The 20,248-nt window shown below is 38.4% G+C and carries 17 protein-coding genes; 12 read left to right on the top strand and 5 right to left on the bottom strand.

The window, feature by feature from the left end; translation table 11 throughout:
• Nucleotide 1: 1 nt before the first annotated feature.
• On the bottom strand, nucleotides 2-2,623 hold the full coding sequence (gene alaS, locus LVD16_RS15810) for an alanine--tRNA ligase (RefSeq protein ID WP_233769243.1): 2,622 nt from the start codon (nucleotides 2,621-2,623) through the stop codon (nucleotides 2-4).
• Nucleotides 2,624-2,774: 151 nt separating this feature from the next.
• Here alaS and LVD16_RS15805 point away from each other — a divergent pair, with 151 nt between their 5' ends.
• From LVD16_RS15805 to LVD16_RS15770, 8 genes are all read left to right on the top strand, one after another.
• Complete coding sequence (locus LVD16_RS15805) at nucleotides 2,775-3,761, top strand: M23 family metallopeptidase (protein ID WP_233769242.1); 987 nt, start codon at nucleotides 2,775-2,777, stop codon at nucleotides 3,759-3,761.
• Nucleotides 3,762-3,778: 17 nt separating this feature from the next.
• A complete protein-coding gene (locus LVD16_RS15800; protein WP_233769241.1) occupies nucleotides 3,779-4,753 on the top strand; it encodes a M23 family metallopeptidase in 975 nt (324 codons plus the stop codon).
• 168 nt (nucleotides 4,754-4,921) lie between these two features.
• Nucleotides 4,922-6,310, top strand: coding sequence for an alpha-amylase (locus LVD16_RS15795; RefSeq protein WP_233769240.1), 1,389 nt, complete (start codon nucleotides 4,922-4,924; stop codon nucleotides 6,308-6,310).
• 92 nt (nucleotides 6,311-6,402) lie between these two features.
• Complete coding sequence (locus LVD16_RS15790) at nucleotides 6,403-7,302, top strand: hypothetical protein (protein ID WP_233769239.1); 900 nt, start codon at nucleotides 6,403-6,405, stop codon at nucleotides 7,300-7,302.
• Between the two features lie 40 nt (nucleotides 7,303-7,342).
• A complete protein-coding gene (locus tag LVD16_RS15785) occupies nucleotides 7,343-8,536 on the top strand; it encodes a CapA family protein (RefSeq protein ID WP_233769238.1) in 1,194 nt (397 codons plus the stop codon).
• Nucleotides 8,537-8,544: 8 nt separating this feature from the next.
• Nucleotides 8,545-8,883, top strand: coding sequence for a MerR family transcriptional regulator (locus tag LVD16_RS15780; RefSeq protein ID WP_233769237.1), 339 nt, complete (start codon nucleotides 8,545-8,547; stop codon nucleotides 8,881-8,883).
• Between the two features lie 12 nt (nucleotides 8,884-8,895).
• Nucleotides 8,896-9,993 (top strand): DNA-processing protein DprA, encoded by a 1,098-nt coding sequence (gene dprA, locus LVD16_RS15775; protein ID WP_233769236.1) that lies wholly within the window; start codon nucleotides 8,896-8,898, stop codon nucleotides 9,991-9,993.
• Nucleotides 9,993-11,063 (top strand): DnaJ domain-containing protein, encoded by a 1,071-nt coding sequence (locus LVD16_RS15770; RefSeq protein ID WP_233769235.1) that lies wholly within the window; start codon nucleotides 9,993-9,995, stop codon nucleotides 11,061-11,063. Before dprA ends, LVD16_RS15770 begins: the two co-directional genes overlap by 1 nt.
• Nucleotides 11,064-11,124: 61 nt before the next feature.
• Here LVD16_RS15770 and LVD16_RS15765 read toward each other — a convergent pair whose 3' ends face one another.
• The gene (locus LVD16_RS15765; protein WP_233769234.1) at nucleotides 11,125-11,772 is read right to left on the bottom strand and encodes a tetratricopeptide repeat protein; all 648 of its coding nucleotides are present in this window, start codon (nucleotides 11,770-11,772) and stop codon (nucleotides 11,125-11,127) included.
• A 59-nt stretch (nucleotides 11,773-11,831) separates the two neighbouring features.
• A complete protein-coding gene (locus LVD16_RS15760) occupies nucleotides 11,832-12,680 on the bottom strand; it encodes a hydroxymethylglutaryl-CoA lyase (protein WP_233769233.1) in 849 nt (282 codons plus the stop codon).
• Nucleotides 12,681-12,833: 153 nt separating this feature from the next.
• Between LVD16_RS15760 and LVD16_RS15755 the strand changes: the two genes are divergently transcribed.
• Genes LVD16_RS15755 through LVD16_RS15740 form a run of 4 tightly spaced genes read left to right on the top strand, consistent with a single transcriptional unit; the run spans nucleotide 12,834 to nucleotide 18,638 of the window.
• Nucleotides 12,834-14,648: a DUF1800 family protein gene (locus tag LVD16_RS15755; protein ID WP_233769232.1), complete on the top strand. Its 1,815-nt coding sequence runs from the start codon at nucleotides 12,834-12,836 to the stop codon at nucleotides 14,646-14,648.
• A 40-nt stretch (nucleotides 14,649-14,688) separates the two neighbouring features.
• Nucleotides 14,689-16,434, top strand: a complete 1,746-nt coding sequence (locus tag LVD16_RS15750) for a DUF1501 domain-containing protein (protein WP_233769231.1) — start codon at nucleotides 14,689-14,691, stop codon at nucleotides 16,432-16,434.
• Between the two features lie 51 nt (nucleotides 16,435-16,485).
• Nucleotides 16,486-17,394, top strand: coding sequence for an outer membrane beta-barrel protein (locus tag LVD16_RS15745; protein ID WP_233769230.1), 909 nt, complete (start codon nucleotides 16,486-16,488; stop codon nucleotides 17,392-17,394).
• Between the two features lie 29 nt (nucleotides 17,395-17,423).
• A complete protein-coding gene (locus tag LVD16_RS15740) occupies nucleotides 17,424-18,638 on the top strand; it encodes a hypothetical protein (RefSeq protein WP_233769229.1) in 1,215 nt (404 codons plus the stop codon).
• A 74-nt stretch (nucleotides 18,639-18,712) separates the two neighbouring features.
• Here the strand turns inward: LVD16_RS15740 and LVD16_RS15735 are convergent, their stop codons facing one another.
• On the bottom strand, nucleotides 18,713-19,108 hold the full coding sequence (locus tag LVD16_RS15735) for an Hsp20/alpha crystallin family protein (RefSeq protein WP_233769228.1): 396 nt from the start codon (nucleotides 19,106-19,108) through the stop codon (nucleotides 18,713-18,715).
• A 153-nt stretch (nucleotides 19,109-19,261) separates the two neighbouring features.
• Nucleotides 19,262-20,215, bottom strand: coding sequence for a methylenetetrahydrofolate reductase [NAD(P)H] (gene metF, locus LVD16_RS15730; RefSeq protein ID WP_233769227.1), 954 nt, complete (start codon nucleotides 20,213-20,215; stop codon nucleotides 19,262-19,264).
• Between the last annotated feature and the right edge of the window lie 33 nt (nucleotides 20,216-20,248).

Below are 20,248 nucleotides of genomic sequence, written 5' to 3'. Positions count from 1 at the left end.
ATTAAATAATCTCACGCGCTTTCGCCAAAACATTATCAAGCCCTGAGATATCTTTTCCACCAGCTGTTGCAAAAAACGGTTGACCTCCGCCACCGCCTTTAATTTCTTTAGCCAGCTCTCTTACTATATTTCCTGCATTAAGGCCTTTATCTTGAATCAAAGCTTCAGACACTACCACTGAAATTTGAGGTTTGCCCTCAATATCAGCCGCAAGCACCATAAATAGATTTTCAACTTCGTTTTTCAATTCAAAAGACAGAGTCTTAAGTGCATCACCAGCAGGTAATTTTACTTTTTGAATAAGCACCTGTGCTCCATTTTCGGCTTTCACCTGAGCTATAAGATCTTGCTTAAGCTTCTGAGTTTCACCCGCATGAAGCGCTTCAATGTCTTTTTCAAGCTTATTTCTTTGCTCAATCAGACCTGAAATAGCAGATTTTAAATCTTTAGGGTTTTTCAATAGCTCTTTTACCTCTTCCATCAGATCCAGCTGCTCATTTACATACTGCTCAGCCGCCACAGAAGTTATCGCCTCTACCCTTCTCACTCCGGCTGCAACAGAGCCTTCTGAGATTATCTTAAATAAGCCTATGCTTCCTGTTGATTTTACGTGAGTACCCCCACACAGTTCAACAGAGTAATCTTTATCAAAAGTAATAACCCTTACGAAATCACCATATTTCTCACCAAAAAGCGCCATAGCACCAAGACTTTTAGCCTCTTCGATAGGCACATTGCGGCTTTCGTCTAACTGAATATTCTCACGGATCTTGCTATTTACAATGGCTTCAACCTGCTTGATCTCCTCCGTTGTCATTTTCTGAAAGTGAGAAAAGTCAAAACGAAGAATTTCTGAGTTCACCAATGAACCCCTTTGCTCCACATGACTTCCTAAAACTTGTCTTAAAGCAGCATGAAGTAAGTGAGTAGCAGAGTGATTATTCATAGTAAGCTCTCGCTTTCCTACGTTTACAATCGCCTCAAACTCAGACTCCATATTCTTCGGCAGACGATCAGTAATATGGATGATAAGGTCATTTTCTTTTTTGGTATCAATCACAAATACCTTTTCTCCATCAGCCTCTATGTATCCCTTATCTCCTACCTGACCACCGCTTTCTGCATAGAAAGGTGTTTTATCCAGCACAAGTTGGTAAATGTCTTTACCTTTTTGCTTTATAGTTCTATATTTTAAAATACGGCACTTGCTTTCCAGATAGTCATATCCGATGAACTCTACATCTTCACCCTCAGTAACTACATTCCAATCTCCCGTTTCCTTTGCGGCATCGGCCTTAGATCTTGATTTCTGAACCTGCATTTCATCGGCAAAACCAGCTTCGTCGACAGAAAATCCATTTTCTCTGGCTATAAGTGAAGTAAGATCTAATGGAAAGCCGTAAGTATCGTATAGTTCAAAGGCCACTTTCCCTTCAATTACCTGAGCACCTTTTTCTTTCATTTGCTCAGTTACGCCATCAAGCTTTTTCAACCCGTTCTCCAGCGTTCTTAAGAATGATGCTTCTTCCTGCTCTATTACTTTAGCTACAAAATCCTGCTGCGCTTTAAGCTCGGGGAATACGCCATCAAACTGCTTTACCAAAATGGCAACTAGCTCATATATAAAAGGAGAATCCTGCTTTAAGAAGGTGTAGCCATAACGCACAGCCCTTCTCAATATTCTTCTGATCACATAGCCCGCACCAGTGTTAGATGGCAACTGACCATCGGCAATAGCGAAAGAAATCGCTCTCACGTGATCTGCAATTACTCTTACAGCAATATCATTAGTTCTATCAACACCATATGTGATGCCTGCCTTATCTGCTATATACTGTATAAGTGGTGTAAATACATCAGTATCATAGTTAGATGTCTTCTTTTGAATAGCCATACAAAGCCTTTCAAAGCCCATACCTGTATCTACGTGCTTGGCAGGAAGACTTACCAACTCACCAGAAGCCTGGCGATTAAACTCCATAAATACCAGATTCCAAATCTCCACTACTAATGGATGATCCTCATTAACAAGGTCTTTACCAGGAGTTTTTATAATCTCATCATCTGGTCTTAGGTCGATATGAATTTCAGAACAAGGTCCGCAGGGCCCTGTATCTCCCATTTCCCAGAAGTTATCTTTTTTGGATCCGTAAAGGATTCTCTCCTTATCAATTATCTCTGCCCAAAAATCGTATGCTTCCTGGTCAACATCCAGCTTATCACCTTCATCGCCTCCAAAAACGGTTACATATAATCTCTCTTTGGGTAGTCCATATTCCTCTGTAAGTAGCTCCCAGGCCCAGGCAATAGCATCCTTTTTAAAATAATCGCCAAAAGACCAGTTGCCCAACATCTCAAACATGGTATGGTGGTAAGTATCCAAACCTACCTCTTCCAGGTCATTATGCTTTCCAGAAACTCTAAGACATTTCTGCGTATCGGCCGCTCTTAAATAAGGCGGCTTCTTATTACCCAGAAAATAGTCCTTAAACTGGTTCATACCAGCATTAGTAAACATTAATGTAGGATCATTCTTGTTTACCATTGGAGCAGAAGGAACTATTTGATGTCCTTTTTGCTTAAAAAATTCGAGAAACTTGTTCCTTATTGACCTAGAATCCATTGATTGTTAAAAAATTTGATATTTTTGCCGCCGAAAGCGTATTATTCAAGAAAATTAATATATTGCAGCTAAACCAAAGCTCTAAACTGTTTGTTTTTAACTATTAGCCCACTGCGGTGCACAAAAATAGTAGTTTTTAGCTTAGATAATAATGGCCCGAATAAAATATTACTACGATACAGAAACCTGCCGCTATGAGAGAGCAAAGGTTACCACTTCTGACGTTATTTTAAACATGCTCGGCTTCCTGGCCGTAGCATTTGTAATGTCAATGGTATTCGTATTAGTATATAACACCTACTTCGAATCCCCCACTGAAAAGCGCCTAAAGAAAGAAAACAAGGAGCTAGCCAAATACTACGGAGAAATTCAAGGCGAAATGACTGAAGTGGACAAGGTAATTGCCGCGCTTGAAGAAAGAGACAGTAAAATATACCGAAAAATATACGAAGCCGAGCCATTATCTCCCTCAATCAGGGAAGCCGGGCACGGTGGTTCAGAAAAGTATAAGCAAATCATAGAAGAAGGCCTTCAAAATGAGGACTTAGTAATAGGTGCTTATAAGCAAATTGATAAACTTCAAAGAAAAGCCAGCATCCAGAATCAGTCATTCGATGAAATAATGCAGCTGGCTAAAGACAATAGCGAAAGACTTTCATCGTTGCCTGCTATTCAGCCGATATCCAATCCTGATCATACAAGATTAGCCTCTGGATATGGAATGAGGATTAACCCTTTCCATAAAGCCAGAGTAATGCACAGTGGAATAGATTTCGCAGCGCCTCGCGGTACTCCGGTTTATGCCACTGGTAATGGAGAGGTATCTCTAATTAAAGATAAAAGTGCTCTTCAGACAGGCTACGGAAACTATGTAGAGATAGATCATGGCTTCGGGTATAAAACGAAATACGCTCACCTTAGTAAAATAGATGTGAGTAAAGGTCAACAAGTTAAAAGAGGAGACGTTATAGGTTATGTTGGTAGCTCCGGCGGCTCTGTAGCTCCTCACTTACACTATGAAGTGATTAAGGATGATAACAAGATTGACCCAGTTAACTTTTTAATGCAGGGGTTAAATGACAACGATTACGATCAGCTGCTCAACCTGGCAGGCAGAGAAAATCAATCATTTGACTAGCAATTTTTTGAACTATAATGGCTAAAATAAGATATTACTATAACACAGAAACATGCAAATACGAGCCCATCAAGGTGACTCCAAGGGCTATGTTTATGAATGTTATAGGATTTTTAACTGTATCAGTAATATTAGCATTAGGCATAATATACATTTACAGAACTAACTTCACTCCTCTTAAAGAATCTATTCTAAGATCTGAAAATCAGGACCTTAAGCTAGAATGGAAAATTATGAACGACAAGCTCAATCAGGCCTACGCCAGTGCTGAAGAGCTTGAGTTTAAAGATGATAAAATTTACAGAGTAATACTTGATACTGATCCTATACCTGCTACAGTAAGAGAAGGTGGTGTGGGCGGAAGCCAAAAACATGAAGATATTATAGAGCAGAATCTAGAGCAGGAAGACATGGTAATTAACACTTACCAGCGCATGGATAAACTAAAGAAAAAGCTCTACATTCAAAGCAAGTCTTACGATCAGGTGTCTAACGTGCTTAATGAAAAGGAAAAGATGTGGGCTTCAAGACCTGCCATTCAGCCTATCAACAACAAGGAACTAACGCTTTTACATACTACTTTCGGCCGCAGATTTCATCCTGTTTTAAAGAGATGGTCAAACCATGATGGTCTTGATTTCACGGCCCCGAAGGGAACTCCAGTATACGCCACTGGTGACGGACTAGTAACAAACGCTTACTTATCAAGCACTTATGGTAATGTAATATTTGTAAACCACGGTTACGGCTACCAAACCAGATATGCTCACCTTACTAAATACATTGTTGCTCAAGGTGACCATGTTACCAGAGGTCAGGTAATCGGTTATGTGGGAAGCACCGGTAGGTCTAGCGGTGATCACTTACACTACGAGGTACTTTACAACCTCACTCCTATTAATCCTATTAACTTCTTCCAGCGTGACTTAGGCAACGAAGAATATGAGAAGCTAATAGAGATTTCTAAACAGGAAACTATACCTCTTGATTAATTAACAAAATCAAAAAAATCTTACATAGAAATTACGTTTGAGCTTTTAATTTCAAACGATACCGCAAACGTTGTCATTCGCATTACACAAGTTAAAGCTTACTTTTCGGCGTTTACACACTTTATTCTTTAGAACTTAAAGGTCTCATTGAATAAAATCTAAACCCGTATGAAAACGCTAAACTATTTTAAAAAATGGCCGCTTGCTATTGCAGCCATGATGTTGGCCTGTTCAGAACCAACCATTGAAAAAACTCAGCTCAGTAATGACATCACAGACGTGACTACTGAGGAAAAAGGAGCTACTAATGCTATGGCTCCCGGCCCCGGTGGCGGGGTAATAATGCAGGCCTTTTATTGGGATGTACCTGCTGGTGGTAATTGGTATAATACCGTTAAAAGTAAAATATCCTCCTGGAATGCCGCTGGAATATCAGCCATATGGTTACCACCAGTAAGTAAAGCTCAAAGTGGAGCCTATTCCATGGGATATGATCCTGCTGATTACTTTGACTTTGGAAACTTCAATCAGCATGGTTCTGTAGAAACCCGATTTGGATCAAAATCCGAACTTCAGAGCTTGATTAACACCGCTCACAGTAACAGTATAGATGTTTATGCTGACATTGTGCTCAACCATAACAGCGGTGGCGCACTTGAGGCTAACCCATTCACGGGAACTAACACCTACACTGATTTCAATCCTGCATCAGGCAAGTTTTATAGATCAGCCAGTGATTTCCACCCGAATAACTACAGAAATAGTGACGAAGGTATTTTTGGAGGCTTTCCAGATCTAAGCCACTCTGTACCGTACGTTCAAGATTGGCTATGGAAAAGAAGTGATGGAGTTGGTAAATATTACAAAAACACGCTAGGCTTCGATGGCTGGAGATTTGATTATGTAAAAGGCTTCGGCGGCTGGGTGGTTCGCGACTGGATGAATAATGTGGGTGGCTTTGCCGTAGGTGAATATTGGGATGGCAATGCTCAGCTGATTCAAAACTGGGTAAACTCAACCAACAGAACTTCATCTGCCTTTGATTTTGCTTGCTATTACAGAATGGATGAAGCCTTTGATGGCAACAACCTGAACAAGCTCAATGATGACATGTTCTGGAAAAGAGATCCTGCCAAGGCAGTGACTTTCGTTTCTAATCATGACACCGACATTATTTGGGATAAGATGCATGCCTACGCCTATATCATGACGCACGAAGGTTATCCTACCATTTTTTACAGAGATTATGAAGAATGGTTAGACAAAAACAAATTGAATAACCTTATCTGGATACACAGAAATAAGGCTGTAGGCTCGACCAGTGTTTTGTATACTGATAATGACGAATACATTGCAAGAAGAAATGGTAGCCCCGGTCTGATCGTTTACCTTAACGACTCCAACAGCTGGGTGGAAAGATGGATTCAAACCAACTGGACTAGTACTACAATTAAAGATTATACAGGAAACTCTAACTGGCAACCTGTTACTCAAGGTGATAAGTGGGTGAAGATTCAATGCCCACCTAATAGCTATACTATCTGGTCACCTCTATAATTAGAAAAATATATAGGCAACTATAAGAGTCACTATCTAATGATGGTGACTCTTATTTTTATAACTACCTTGTCGCTTCAAAGCTTAGAAATATGAACAAATATATAGCCTTATGCTGCATCATCATGGCTGTAGTATCTTGCAAGCCTGAAACAGACAGCTTGGAGAAAGCAGTTGAAAATTACAAAACGGAGCATCCTGAAATGGACTTAGAGTTTACATCCTCAAATCAGAATATGAAACTCTTAGGCAACTCCTCGGATTTGAATATGGCTTTAATGGTACAAAGCAGCAAAGACCTATCCCAAAAATATATGGAAATGACCCTTCAACCTGATGGAGGTAACATCGCCACACCGACTAGAATAACAACCGATTCTATGGCTGAAAATGCATTTAGGCATACAATCATATTTGAGCCTATCCATGATAGAAGCTTTTATTATAAAACTGGTGAAAAAGGGAACATCCAGCAGAAATATAAGGCCATAATTTCAGGCCAAGAAACCACTTTTAATATGGACAGTATTCATAGGAGCAGCTATATTCAAAAGACCAGTAGAAATAGGCAAGTGATTTACCTTCCAAAGCTCAATAAAGAGGCTCAAATGACCTATCAAGATTCTATGGGAATGACTGATTTTGTATATCAAAGCGACAATGAAATCACGCTGGCTGGCATTAACTTTATAAGTAAAGTATTCACCAAAGATGATATTACTCATATGAAGGTTAGAATAATCAATAGAAGTCAAACTATGATCCAGGTTTCCAGCCCCCTAATCATGGTAGCCACGCAACCAGAAATTTCATCGGTAGAAGATTTTGAGACAATAACCATAGCTCCAGGCAACAGATTAGAATCAAACTTCACCTTCCATTTGTCGACAAATACTGAGAAATTTTCGTTATCAAAAAAACTCATAACCATTAGAAATACAGACACTTACATACCACTACTTAGAGAAAATTTAATTTTTGAAAGAGAATAGCTTCTGATATTGAATACTTTAACCTTATTTTGCTTTCTATATGAAAGCATTATTCTCTACATCCGCCTGGATTTTTGTCATAGTTATTTTCCTAAGTGCTTGTAAGGTTTCTCAAAAGACATCTACTAAGAGCAATACTCCTGAAATAGATTCTTCAGCTATTGCTCAAATAGATACTATTTTGGTGAAACCGGACACCGTCATTGCTGAGGTAATTCAGGATTCTGTGGAGGTTCAAGTGCATAGACTCATAAAAGATACCGTTTCAATAGTTGGTGTAGGTGACATTATGATGGGTACAAACTTCCCTGAAGAGTGGTATCTTCCTGCCAATGAAGGCAGAGATTTACTGGCCGAGGTTAATCCTATTCTTCAAAATGCCGATGTAACATTTGGAAACATGGAGGGGGTGATCCTAAATGAAGGTGGCAATCCTAAATATTGCAAAGACCCTAAAGTTTGTTACATATTCAGATCACCAGAATATTTAGCTCAGAACCTGGTAACAGCTGGTTTTGATGTAATGAGTACAGCTAATAATCATGCTGGTGATTTTGGAGATCCGGGTAGAAAAAATACCATGAGAACCCTGGATTCGCTAGGAATTTATAATGCAGGGCAAACCATGAGGCCATATACTACCTTTATGATAGACGGAATGAAGTACGGGTTCGCTGCCTTTGCTCCGAATACAGGTACAATGAGCATAAACGATATTAGTAAAGCTCAAGAAATTGTGGCTCATCTGGATTCCATCAGTGATATAGTAATTGTAAGTTTTCACGGTGGCGCTGAGGGTAGCAAATACCAGCATGTACCTAGAAAAAATGAATACTTCTATGGTGAAAATAGAGGAAATGTTTACCTTTTTGCTCATGAAATGATCAATGCTGGAGCTGATGTTATTTTAGGCCACGGCCCGCATGTAACCCGAGCAGTTGAAGTCTACAAAAAGCGATTTATAATCTATAGCATGGGAAACTTTTGCACCTATGCCAGGTTTAATTTAAGAGGAGATAATGGCCTTGCCCCTATAGTGAAAGTTTTCACAAATGGCGAAGGCGAATTTTTTAAAGCTGAAATAACACCAATCATTCAAAAAGCACCGGGTGGACCATCTATAGATCCAGAAGGTCGAGTAATAAAAAGAATACAGGAATTAACCGCTGAAGATTTTCCAGAATCTGAAATAAAAATTGATGATAGCGGTATAATTACTTATATTAAAAATTAATTCTATCTATGCCTTATAAAGAGAAAATAATAGAGAAAAAATATTATGCCATTGGTGAAGTGGCACAAATGTTTAACGTAGCTACATCTCTAATCCGTTTTTGGGAAAGTGAATTCGATATTATAAAACCTAAGAAAAACAGAAAAGGTAATCGTCAATTCACCAAAGATGATATTGAAAACGTAAGGCTGATTTATCATTTAGTGAAAGAAAGAGGCTTTACTCTACAAGGTGCAAAAGATATACTTAGCAGTGACTCCGATGCAGTGAAAGATAAGATGGATATGATCGATTCTTTAACTCGAGTAAAGCACTTTTTACAAGAACTCAAACAGCAAATCCCTTAAAAATGTAGAGACATGGACCAGAATCGGCTATCACAACTGGCGCTGAATTTCATACCCGGCATAGGTAGTTATTCCATCAAGCAGCTAGTGAGCTATGCAGGTTCTGCTTCTAATGTTTTTCAGCTCACCAAATCTCGGTTACTTAAAATTCCTGGCATAGGCAAAGTTACCTCTGAGGCTATACTGAATAACAAACCTCTTGAGAAAGCAGAGCAAGAACTAAAACGAGCTGAACAGGCCAATATAAAAATTCTACTCTATACAGATGCAGAATTCCCCAAGCGCCTAAAGCAAATCAATGATGCGCCTTCATTACTTTATTACAAGGGAAACTCTGATCTTAACACCTCTAAAATAGTGGCTATTGTTGGCACTAGAAACGCCAGTGAATACGGAAAAGAAGTTACTCAAACCATAATAGAAAAGCTGAAACAACATAATACATTGATTGTAAGCGGCCTAGCTTATGGCATAGATATACAAGCCCATAAACATGCTCTTAAAAACAACTTACCCACCATCGGTGTGATGGCCAGTGGTGTTAATATCGTTTACCCAGCGCTTCACAAGCAAGTGGCCATAGATATGACTGAAAAAGGCGGTTTAATCAGCGAACACCCTCTTGACACCAAGCCCGAACCACACAGGTTTCCTGCTAGAAACCGGATTATCGCTGGCATGTCTGATGCCATTATTATCGTGGAAGCTGCAAAAAAGGGAGGAGCACTGATCACTGCAGAGATCGCCAATAGTTATAATAAAGATGTTTTTGCCGTACCAGGAAAGATAGCTGATAAGTATTCTCAAGGATGTAACAATCTGATTAAGAGCAACAAAGCTCATTTAATGACCGGAGTAGAAGATTTAGAGTACATTATGAACTGGCAACTGGATGATGAAGTGCCGGAGACAGTAATTGATTTAGAAAATTTGAGTAAAGAAGAAAGACAGGTAATTCTAGAATTAAAAAATGAGAATAATTCAATATTAATTGATAATTTAAGCTGGAAAACCAATATACCTGTGAATCAGTTGTCCTCTATCCTACTCAGTTTAGAGTTTCAAGGATTGGTTAAGACTTTACCTGGCAAGCGATATCAATCAGTTTAATGCGTACCGACAATTACTATCATATTCTTGGCTTAGATGAAACAGCCTCGCAAGAAGATATAAAACAAGCCTACCGGAAATTGGCTAAAAAGTATCATCCCGATCTGGATCCTAATGATACCAGCCGAGAGGAAAAATTCATACGGATAAATGAAGCCTACAGTGTGCTGTCTGACGCTTCTTCCAAGAGAGACTATGATTTCAATTTGGCCTCTGTAGAGTATACAGATATTTTCACATCAAACAGGGAGTATACTTATCAAACCACCCCATATCAACGAACCAGCACCAGAACCAGGACAGGAACCAAGTATAGCTTAAAAACTAAAATATATGGCGCTATATTCATGGGTGGGCTAGGCATTTTGGTTTTTTCTATAATGATAGTATTATCCCGTGCTTCCTCTAGTCAGCATTATGAAAGAGGCGTGGAACTTACCAGCCGCAAGCAGTATGTACAGGCCATAGGATCCTTTGAAAAGGGAATTATGACCTGGGGCAATCATTCGTACAAATCCTGCATAAAAATCTGTGAGATAAGCATTTATGAACTTCAGAGAGCACCTCTTGCGTTGCAGTATTCACATATTGCTCTATCCTACGCTAGTGACAGCAGTGAAATAGCCTATTGTCACTACCTGAATGCCCTGGCCCACAAGTCAAAGAATGATTTCTACTCCTCTTTACAAAACTTAAAAACAGCAACGACCTTTGGCTATAGTCCAGACAGCGTGTTTCTACAGAAAGCGCTGATATATACTTATCATTTAAAAAAGTATGTCTCTGGGCATAATGCTTTTTTGGACTTGGTAAAAGTTAATCCCGCTTCAGAACTAGGATGGTTTGGCGTGGCCTGGTGCGAACAGCAACTCAACTTGTATGAAAAAGCGATTGACAGTTATGGCCGTCTAATCAAACTAAACCCATCACTTGCTAAGGCCTATTATTACAGAGGAATTAATGAGATCGTTCTTGAGCAAAAATCTAACGCTTGCAAAGATTTTTATAAAGCTAAGGAATTAGGGTTAAATGAAGCTCAAGAAAGGTACGCCTTACATTGCGGACATTAAAAAAGCCCTAAGAAAATTCTTAGAGCTTTTTAACCATGAAAAACCCGACTAATTTTTAATATTATTGTTCGTTGTGATAAATCTTATTATTGCACTTTTCTTTAATCACATCATAGGCCTTTAAGTCGCCTAACTCCCCTGCTTTGCTCAGATCAAGACATCCTTCTTGTACCTGACCAAAGTCTAACCTTAAAATGCCTCTAAGATAATAAGCATCTACGTTCTTGGCATTTAACTCGATTATTTTGGAGCAATCATTAATTGCATCCTGATAAGCTTCTAACTGTTGCTTTGCTTGCCCTCTTTTGTAATACGCCTCTAATCTGTCTCCATCATATTCTATGGTAGAAGAATAGTCTGCGATTGCTCCGTAATAATCTTGTAACTTGAATTTGATGTTTCCTCTGGAGTAATACGCATCAGGAAATTTATCAAATTTTTCCAGACACGTATTATAATCTTTCATAGCACCGTGTAGATCTCCAAAGGCCTCTTTAATTTTACCCCGCATATAGTAGGCTTGGTAGTAGTTTGGGTCTTTCTCTATGGCAGCATTGAAGCTGATTACAGCCTGCATATACTCTCTCTTCTCATATAGAGCTTTCCCTTTTTCTGTAGACTCCTTGGCCGTTTGGGCATTGGCTATTGCCATTAAGCCAAGTAAGAAATACATAGTAATAAATTGTTTCATCCCTGTTTGTCGTTTCATGGTTGAACAAGCAGGAAACAAAAAGAGTGCAAACTGTTGAGGAAAAATTAAAAACTGCCCTATTCTGCAAATATGCGAGGTACCATACTTTTGGCCTGTTCAAAAATCTCTTCATTTAATCCCAAATCGAGACTTTTGTTCCTAAATACGGAAACCATCGTTTCAGTTGCCATATTCCCCACTAGCTCATCTTTAGCCTTAGGGCAGCCACCGAAGCCATTGAGGGCGCCGTCGAATCTTCTACAACCGGCGGCATATGCAGCTTCAATTTTTGAAATGCTGTGATTAGGATTTGCATGTAAATGAGCTCCAAACTCTATATCAGGGTGTTGATTTATTAAATGCTTAAATAGCTGACCAATAGATTCTTCTGTAGCCACACCTATAGTATCTGCTAAAGAAATAATTTTAATCCCCATAGACTTTAATATATCCGCGAACTTGGCCACTATTTCAGCATCATAAGGATCACCATAAGGATTGCCAAAGCCCATAGATATATAACTCACCAATTCTTTCCCTTTACTTACGCAGAGGTTCTGAATCTCATTCAACTGGTTCAAAGCTTCCACCACCGACTTGTTAGTATTCCTCTGCTGGAAAGTCTCTGAAACGGAAAAAGGGAACCCCAGATAAGTGATTTCATCATATGTAACAGCTTCTTCCGCTCCTCGATAATTCGCTACAATAGCTAAAAGTTTAGATTTAGAAGATGACATATCTAATTGCTCCAAAACATGGGCAGTATCCTTCATCTGAGGAATGGCCTTAGGAGAAACAAAGCTGCCAAAGTCAATGGTATCAAAGCCTACTTTGAGTAGCTGATTGATGTATTCGGCCTTCTTTTCAGTTGGAATGAAATGCTTTATTCCCTGCATTGCATCTCTAGGGCATTCTATTATTTTCATACTTCATGAGGTTTAACATAACAAAGTTATGGTACCGTTTCACAAAGCCAAAATATTGCAGCTAAACGAAAAAAATGTTCATTTAACTTACTTGGAATTTCTATTTTAATAATTAATACTTAGCTTGGAAATTGAAACCTATTTAAAACCAACATGCCGTTTAATGAATTGACAGGTGCACTAGGCGTGCACAGAGCTGCTCATTTACTACGTAGAACCACTTTTGGTGCTACAAAAGAGCAGATTGATTTTTTTGCTTCATTAACTCCGCAGCAGGCTATTAACATTTTATTTAATAGCACTCTTCCTGATCCGGAGCTGCCAATTGACCTGGAAACAGGAACTGAATGGGTAGAATCTGGAAAAACGGGTGCAAATAGCGGAGAAAGAGAACTGATTGCTTTTTTAAAGGCATGGATGCTCGGCCAAATGATGGGTGCTAACATTACTGATAGCAACCTGAAGCTGGCTTACTCTGCACGTGAAAAAATCGTATTCTTCCTACATACTCATTTTACCACTATTGAAGAAAAGGTAAATGATAGCCGAGCTCTTTATTATCAAAATCAACTATTCCGATTATTTGCTTTAGACAAAGAGGATGATACTGTTGAAATTGAAGATGAAGAGACGGGTGACATGGTGCTTGAAGATGCACCGAGAAACTTTAAAGAGCTTACTAAAAAAATCTGCGTAGATAATGCTATGCTTATTTTTCTAGATGGTACACTGAATGTAAAAGGCTCACCTAATGAGAACTATGCTCGTGAAATGTTCGAACTTTATACTGTTGGAAGAGGCTTAGAAGTGGTGGTGAACAATATGGAGCCAGATGATGCTGGGGATTATTTCACCTTTAAAGAACAAGATGTTCAAGCTGCCGCCAGAGTATTAACAGGATTCGCTTTTGACAATCAATTCAGCATTATAGATCCTTATACGGGTTTACCGAGAGGTCGAATGAATTCAGGAAGTCACACTACTAACAGTGATGAGAAAGATTTCAGCGAGTATTACGATAACACTATCATACAACAAGATAACACAATCACCTCTGAGGAAGAGCGTATGTTAGATGAGGTGAGCCAGATGATAGACATGATCTACGAGAATGAGGAAACTCCTAAAAATATCTGTAGAAAGCTCTATCGTTTCTTCGTGTACTATAATATTACAGAGGAAATTGACAATACTGTAATTGCTGATATGGCTGACATTTTTGTTAATAATGAATACAGAATACAGCCTGTATTAGAAGCATTATTCACTAGCCAGTTTTTCTACGAAGCTTCCACTGATGTGGCTGATGATAAATTTGGAGGTATCATAAAATCTCCTCTAGATCTTGTATTAGGAACACATGTGTTCTTTGGAACGGAGGTGCCAGATTATCTTTCTGACACTAAAAACTATTACAATTTCATGCAAAAGAGGCTGATATCTAAATTATCGCTGCATGGAATGAACTTCTACAACCCTTATGAAGTAGCTGGATATGGAGCTTATCATCAGTATCCCGTGTTTAATAGAAACTGGATATCTACCAACTATCTCACTTACCGCTATGAATTTATCAGGGTAATATTCGAAGGAGAAGGTACAGACATGGATGATGACTACATCCTCCCTCCTGTTGACATCTTGCAGTATGTGAAAGACAATTTTATGGCAGAGGCTCAAGATGCCAAAGATTTTATTAAAGCAATGGCACCCTACTTCTTGCCAGTGGCTCAGAATCTTGATTTTGATACCGATATGGCTGGCCGAGGCATGACGAAAGAGAGATTGAGATACTTTTTGCAAGCGTTTTTACAATTCATGGACTATAATGACACTGCCGAGGTAAATGATAAAAATGCCATTTGGGTTTCTCTCCTGAATGATCCTGCTCAGTATCTTTTAGCAGGAGATTATTTACGCAGACTTTTTAATGCAATGTTGCAAACTCCTGAATATCAGTTATTCTAATAAGCAAGACAAACTTCATTTGAGGTTAAACAATTAACTTATGAAAAGAAGAAATTTTTTAAAAAGTGCCCCCCTAATTGCGGGCGGTGCTTTTGCCATAAATAATATTCCGATGAAGGTTCTTGCAAAAGAGAACAGGTACCTTCAAATGAGTGACGATGAAAAAGATCGCGTTCTGGTTGTAATTCAGCTTCATGGTGGTAATGATGGTCTTAACTGCGTAATACCAGTATCTCAATATGATCTTTATTATAACTTAAGGCCTAACATAGCTATACCTGCAAAAAATAATGTTAGGAAGTATATTCCATTAGATAATACTCTGGATGAAGAAGACCAGGTAGGACTCCATCCAGACATGGGAGGAATAAAGGAAATGTACGACAAGGGGAGAATCAATATTGTGCAAGGTGTATCTTACCCTAACAATAATGGCTCACACTTTAGAGGCCGTGACATTTGGCTTATGGGAGCAGGTTTCGATCGCTATGAAGATTCTGGGTGGATTGGCAGATACTTGGCCCAGGAATACGCTCCCAAGCAATATCCTGATGAGTTTCCTAATGCTGAGATGCAAGATCCATTAGCCATAGAGCTTGGCAGTGATGTATCATTACTATTTCACCAACAAGGAAATATTCCTACATCTATCTCATTACCTGGTGATCCAAAAACATTTAAAACCTTGGTGGAAGGCTTGGAAGGATTTGAAGATGTAGATCTAGATCCTCGTGGTATGCCCCCTGCCTACTTAAGAGATACAGCCTATTATCAAGAAATGGAATGGATACTAGGTTTAGAAGATAAAACTGAAGATTATGCAGGCAGATTACTGGAAGTTTTCGAAAATTCATCACCAACATCTGTAACCTATCCGGAAACTTATCCTTTCAATGCACCAAAAGGAGTTATCAATAATAACCTTAGCTCTCAGCTTCAGCTAGTTGCAAGACTCATAGCTGGTGGTGCAAAAACTAAAGTATACATGGTTAAAATCGGTGGTTTTGATACGCATGCTGATCAGGTTACCAGTTATGATTCTACCATGGGGTATCACGCTGCTTTAATGTATCATATTAGCTCAGCTATGAATGCCTTCCAGGCAGACCTTAAAGCCAGAGCACTTGAGGACCGGGTGGTATCGATGACTATCTCTGAATTCGGTAGGCGTATAAAATCTAACGGAAGTTTTGGAACTGACCATGGTAAAGGTGGCCCAATGTTCTTATTTGGTAAAAAAATAAGGGGCGGAGTAACTGGAACTAATCATAAGTTTGAAGACGATGACGACAACATTACCCAGCAGTATGACTATAGACAGGTTTACGCTAACCTTTTGGTAGATTGGCTTGGTGTGGATAAAGATAAAGTTGGAGGTCTCACTAGTGGTATAGTACTCGCTACTCACCAGAATACAAATTTTTATGACGGCCCTTTTGATGAGGAAAGTCCTTCTGGTTTTTACCAACCACTTAACCTGGTGGTTGATGAAGACCTTATTACAGGTACCGAGGCATTCATTAAAGATCGATTTCACCTGAACAATGCATACCCTAACCCGGCCTTAGGAAGTACTACAATGTCTTTCTACATCAATACTGAAACTATGGTTAACCTAAGACTTCTGGACATAAAAGGAAGACTAGTGAAGCAGGTTTTAAATGAAAAAAGAGCGGCAGGTGAGCATAAATTGAATGTAAATCTTAAAGATCTTAATCCAGGAGTCTATTTTTATCAGATAGAAGCTGGATTATTAAAAGACACCAAAAAACTAGTAGTCAGATAAATAATACCATTTTAATATATTAAATTATCTTCTTAAACCAACACCTAACTAATGAAGCACATATTAGCAGCTGTACTAAGTGTATTGCTGGTATTTACCATAACAAGCAGTTTTGGGCAGAAAAAGAATAAGATGTATTATGGTTACCAGACCAAAAAAGCTCAACCTGGTGATAAATTCCTTAACTCGCAATGGTGGCTAGGGTTTAGAGCAGGAGCCAACATTACTGAGGTTACTCCTACTCAAAGTTATAGCGCCTTTAGTCCGATAAGTTATGATCTAAAAGAGAAAGAGTATAACACCTTTGGTTTAGATCAGATTAGTGGGCAAGCGGGTATTGAAATTACTTTCTACCACAAGGGATTCTCTTTTAGCCTACAACCTAATTACAGAAGACAAAGGTTTACCTACATAAACGAATACGAGTGGAAATCTTCAATTATTGACACTTTGGCAACAAATGAACTTCCCAATCAGCTAAATATTCAGTACACTCACGAAAACACTTTGGACTACATCGAATTGCCGATATTCATAAAATATGACTTAACAAGAGGAAATTTAAGACCTTTTATCCAAATAGGAGGGTATTATGGCACATTGGTCGGAGCAGATAGACATTTGAAAACCTCAGGCACCGATAGGGCATCTGGTGCTATTGGGCCATTTAAAAATCAAGAAACAGTGATTGGTGCCAAGGATTTCTATATTAAATCAAGTGTAGGAATTGCGGGAGGCATTGGAGTCTCCTATGATTTCTGGAATGTAAGATTAGTGTTTGATGCCACATATCGCTATGGCATGGCCAATATTACCAGTACCAAAAACAGGTATTCCAAAAATGAACTAGTAGGTATAGGAGATGCAATGGATGATATTGAAATGAGTAATATTTCATGCAACATTGGCCTTCTTTTCCCGCTAAGATTTATTAGTAGCAAATACGACAGCTTTAATTAACCCGCAATTCTATTTTTTGACTTTATAAAATGAAAAAGATATATCTACTATTCATATGCATCATTGGTTTAGCCACCAGTTGTGATATTGGAGATAACGAGACAGACCCAACTACATCGTTTTTGAAAATTTACGATGATAACACATATGAATCATCCTATATACCGATTGATATTAAACAAACCTCTGATGGTGGTTATCTAGTATTGTCAGCCACTCGGAAAGCGGAGTTAGAACCACTTACTGGTGTGAGAGTGATAAAATTAGACGCAAATGGCGATTTTGAAAAGCAACAAGACTTAGATGGTTTTTCACACCCTGTTGGTGATTTAATGGAAATTGATGGTAATTTTTATTTTATTGCCATGACCACGCGTGCGGAGGCGGCTAGAGTTGTCATTTTTATGATTGACAATACTGGAACACTAGCAGATCCCATAACTCTTTCTAGCGTCAGAAATTATCCCTTTTGCGCTACAAAAACGGATGATGGTAAAATCCTCTTACTGAGTTTCGACAACAAAAACTTGAATACAGTATTTACAGAATCAGATATCAATGGATCAATTCTTAAATCATCAAAGTTCTCACTTGGTCCAAACGCCCAAGATATTGGAGAACCGTTCCGTACAATCAATGAGAGTTTCTTTCGCACAGGCAAAAAGCAACCCTATTTGATAGGAAAAATGAATGATCAAACCTATTACTTTAACGGTTTTTATAATTTCACCTTATCATTCATCTTTACAAACTTGGACGGGGATAACTCTGTGATAGGCCAAATTAATGGACAACATAGAGTGGCTGGCATAAGTGCTGCACTGAATTTGGACGGTAATAATTTTGCTATATCCAGATTTAATTATGGAGATAACTATTTATATGCCAATTACGATGCTGAACCACTACTGGCAACATCATCAGTAAACATAGGAGGAAATATCTTCCCAGAGTTAGTTCAAGATGCTACTGTCATTATAAAAGAAGTAAGTATAGGCAGTAGAGATATTACCATTTTTGCCAGCAATACTAAAACAGGCCAAATCATTCTTCTAGCTTTTGAAGGTAAAACGCTTGTCGGAACTAAGTACTTAGGGTTTGGCAATTCATATGAAATAGCCAACTTCTCCACCACCGAAGATAATGGATTAATTATATTAGGAAACACTTATATCACGGGCAGGTTTAATAGACTATGTACGTTTAAACTAAGTGAAGAAGAATTGAGAGATATTATTGAATAGAAAAATTCGAAATCAAGCATAAAAAAAGGCCTGTATAATTAATATACAGGCCTTTTTACTATCACAATTTTCCTCTACCTATCAATATCTATCTTTATATCTTTATGAAAATCACCTTCCATATTGTTATAAGGCAAGGTTATTTTTAATATCCCATTCTGATAATCTGCTTGAATTCCCATCCTATCAATATTTGCATCTAGTGTAGTGGTGGTGACTACGTGAGGCACTTCCACATCACTATTTAATGTATCAAAATTGACATTATGATAGACAATCAGATTTCCATTGATCACCTCAACTCTTAACTCTTCTGGTGATACACCTGGAACACGGGCATATATAATTTTACTATCTTTTAGCTTCTTCACGTGAGTCTGGGGCGAGGCTGTTCCACCATTGAAAGTATTCATGATGTCGGCACTTTGTAATACTTTCCTCACCCATTTAATATCGTGATCATACTTCATGTTATCCTCCGTTGTTTGATGTTTGAACAACAAGAGTTATACCAAGCTATCAAAATAGACAAAATGTCTTGATGAAAGCCATTATGGCATATAAATAAGAAAAGCTCATGTATTCACATGAGCTTTTCTTATTTATGACTTTTAACCAGGAGGTTAAAATAGCTCCTTCCCAATATTATAAACGGAATTAGACTTACCCATAGAATAGTAGTGCAGTACAGGAACACCGAACTCAACCAGCTCTTTAGATTGTTGAATGGTCCATTCTATACCTACTTGCTTAACTTCATCATTGGTCTTACACTTTTCAACGGCATCAGCAAGATCTTCTGGAAGGTCAATATAGAATATTCTTGGTAGAATATTCATCTGCCTTTTAGTAGTAAGAGGCTTCAATCCTGGAATGATGGGTACATTAATTCCGGCCTCACGGCATTGCTTCACGAATGAGAAGAACTTCTGATTATCAAAGAACATTTGAGTTACAATATATTCAGCACCCATATCTACCTTCATTTTCAGGTATTTAAGATCAACTTTTAGGTTAGGGGCTGCAAAGTGCTTTTCAGGATAACCTGCTACTCCTATACAGAAATCGGTATGATTAGCATTAAGCAAATCATCATCCTGATATTGACCATTGTTCATTTTAACCACCTGCTCTATAAGGTCAGAGGCATATTTATGACCACCTTCTTCTGGCACGAAAACAGATTCCGTTTTAATGGCATCTCCCTGCAAAAGCAAAACATTATCAATACCGAGGAAGTCCAAATCAATAAGTGCATTCTCGGTTTCCTCCTTTGTAAAACCACCACAAATGATGTGAGGCACTGTATCTACGTTGTACTTATTTTTGATAGCCGCACAAATACCAACAGTTCCCGGACGCTTTCTAATCGATTTTTTCTCTAATAACCCATTTTCTCTTTTCTTGTACACAAACTCTTCTCTATGGTAAGTTACATCAATGAAAGGTGGATTAAATTCCATTAATGGATCAATGTGTTTGTAGAGATTGTGAATATTTTCACCCTTTAATGGTGGTAGGATCTCGAATGAGAATAGGGTTTTTTTAGCATTAGCAATATGCTCGGTAATTTTCATGGTGAATAGGTTTTATATATCAGATTGTGATAT

Origin of the sequence: Fulvivirga ligni, assembly GCF_021389935.1 — a bacterium.
Lineage (GTDB): Bacteria > Bacteroidota > Bacteroidia > Cytophagales > Cyclobacteriaceae > Fulvivirga > Fulvivirga ligni.
Note: the sequence above shows the minus strand (reverse complement) of the source record. Positions and strands in the feature narration are given on the sequence as shown.

Coding starts and splice junctions, on each gene's coding strand:
- alaS (WP_233769243.1), bottom strand. CDS start 2,623: ATGGATTCTAGGTCAATAAGGAACAAGTTTCTCGAATTTTTTAAGCAA.
- LVD16_RS15805 (WP_233769242.1), top strand. CDS start 2,775: ATGGCCCGAATAAAATATTACTACGATACAGAAACCTGCCGCTATGAG.
- LVD16_RS15800 (WP_233769241.1), top strand. CDS start 3,779: ATGGCTAAAATAAGATATTACTATAACACAGAAACATGCAAATACGAG.
- LVD16_RS15795 (WP_233769240.1), top strand. CDS start 4,922: ATGAAAACGCTAAACTATTTTAAAAAATGGCCGCTTGCTATTGCAGCC.
- LVD16_RS15790 (WP_233769239.1), top strand. CDS start 6,403: ATGAACAAATATATAGCCTTATGCTGCATCATCATGGCTGTAGTATCT.
- LVD16_RS15785 (WP_233769238.1), top strand. CDS start 7,343: ATGAAAGCATTATTCTCTACATCCGCCTGGATTTTTGTCATAGTTATT.
- LVD16_RS15780 (WP_233769237.1), top strand. CDS start 8,545: ATGCCTTATAAAGAGAAAATAATAGAGAAAAAATATTATGCCATTGGT.
- dprA (WP_233769236.1), top strand. CDS start 8,896: ATGGACCAGAATCGGCTATCACAACTGGCGCTGAATTTCATACCCGGC.
- LVD16_RS15770 (WP_233769235.1), top strand. CDS start 9,993: ATGCGTACCGACAATTACTATCATATTCTTGGCTTAGATGAAACAGCC.
- LVD16_RS15765 (WP_233769234.1), bottom strand. CDS start 11,772: ATGAAACGACAAACAGGGATGAAACAATTTATTACTATGTATTTCTTA.
- LVD16_RS15760 (WP_233769233.1), bottom strand. CDS start 12,680: ATGAAAATAATAGAATGCCCTAGAGATGCAATGCAGGGAATAAAGCAT.
- LVD16_RS15755 (WP_233769232.1), top strand. CDS start 12,834: ATGCCGTTTAATGAATTGACAGGTGCACTAGGCGTGCACAGAGCTGCT.
- LVD16_RS15750 (WP_233769231.1), top strand. CDS start 14,689: ATGAAAAGAAGAAATTTTTTAAAAAGTGCCCCCCTAATTGCGGGCGGT.
- LVD16_RS15745 (WP_233769230.1), top strand. CDS start 16,486: ATGAAGCACATATTAGCAGCTGTACTAAGTGTATTGCTGGTATTTACC.
- LVD16_RS15740 (WP_233769229.1), top strand. CDS start 17,424: ATGAAAAAGATATATCTACTATTCATATGCATCATTGGTTTAGCCACC.
- LVD16_RS15735 (WP_233769228.1), bottom strand. CDS start 19,108: ATGAAGTATGATCACGATATTAAATGGGTGAGGAAAGTATTACAAAGT.
- metF (WP_233769227.1), bottom strand. CDS start 20,215: ATGAAAATTACCGAGCATATTGCTAATGCTAAAAAAACCCTATTCTCA.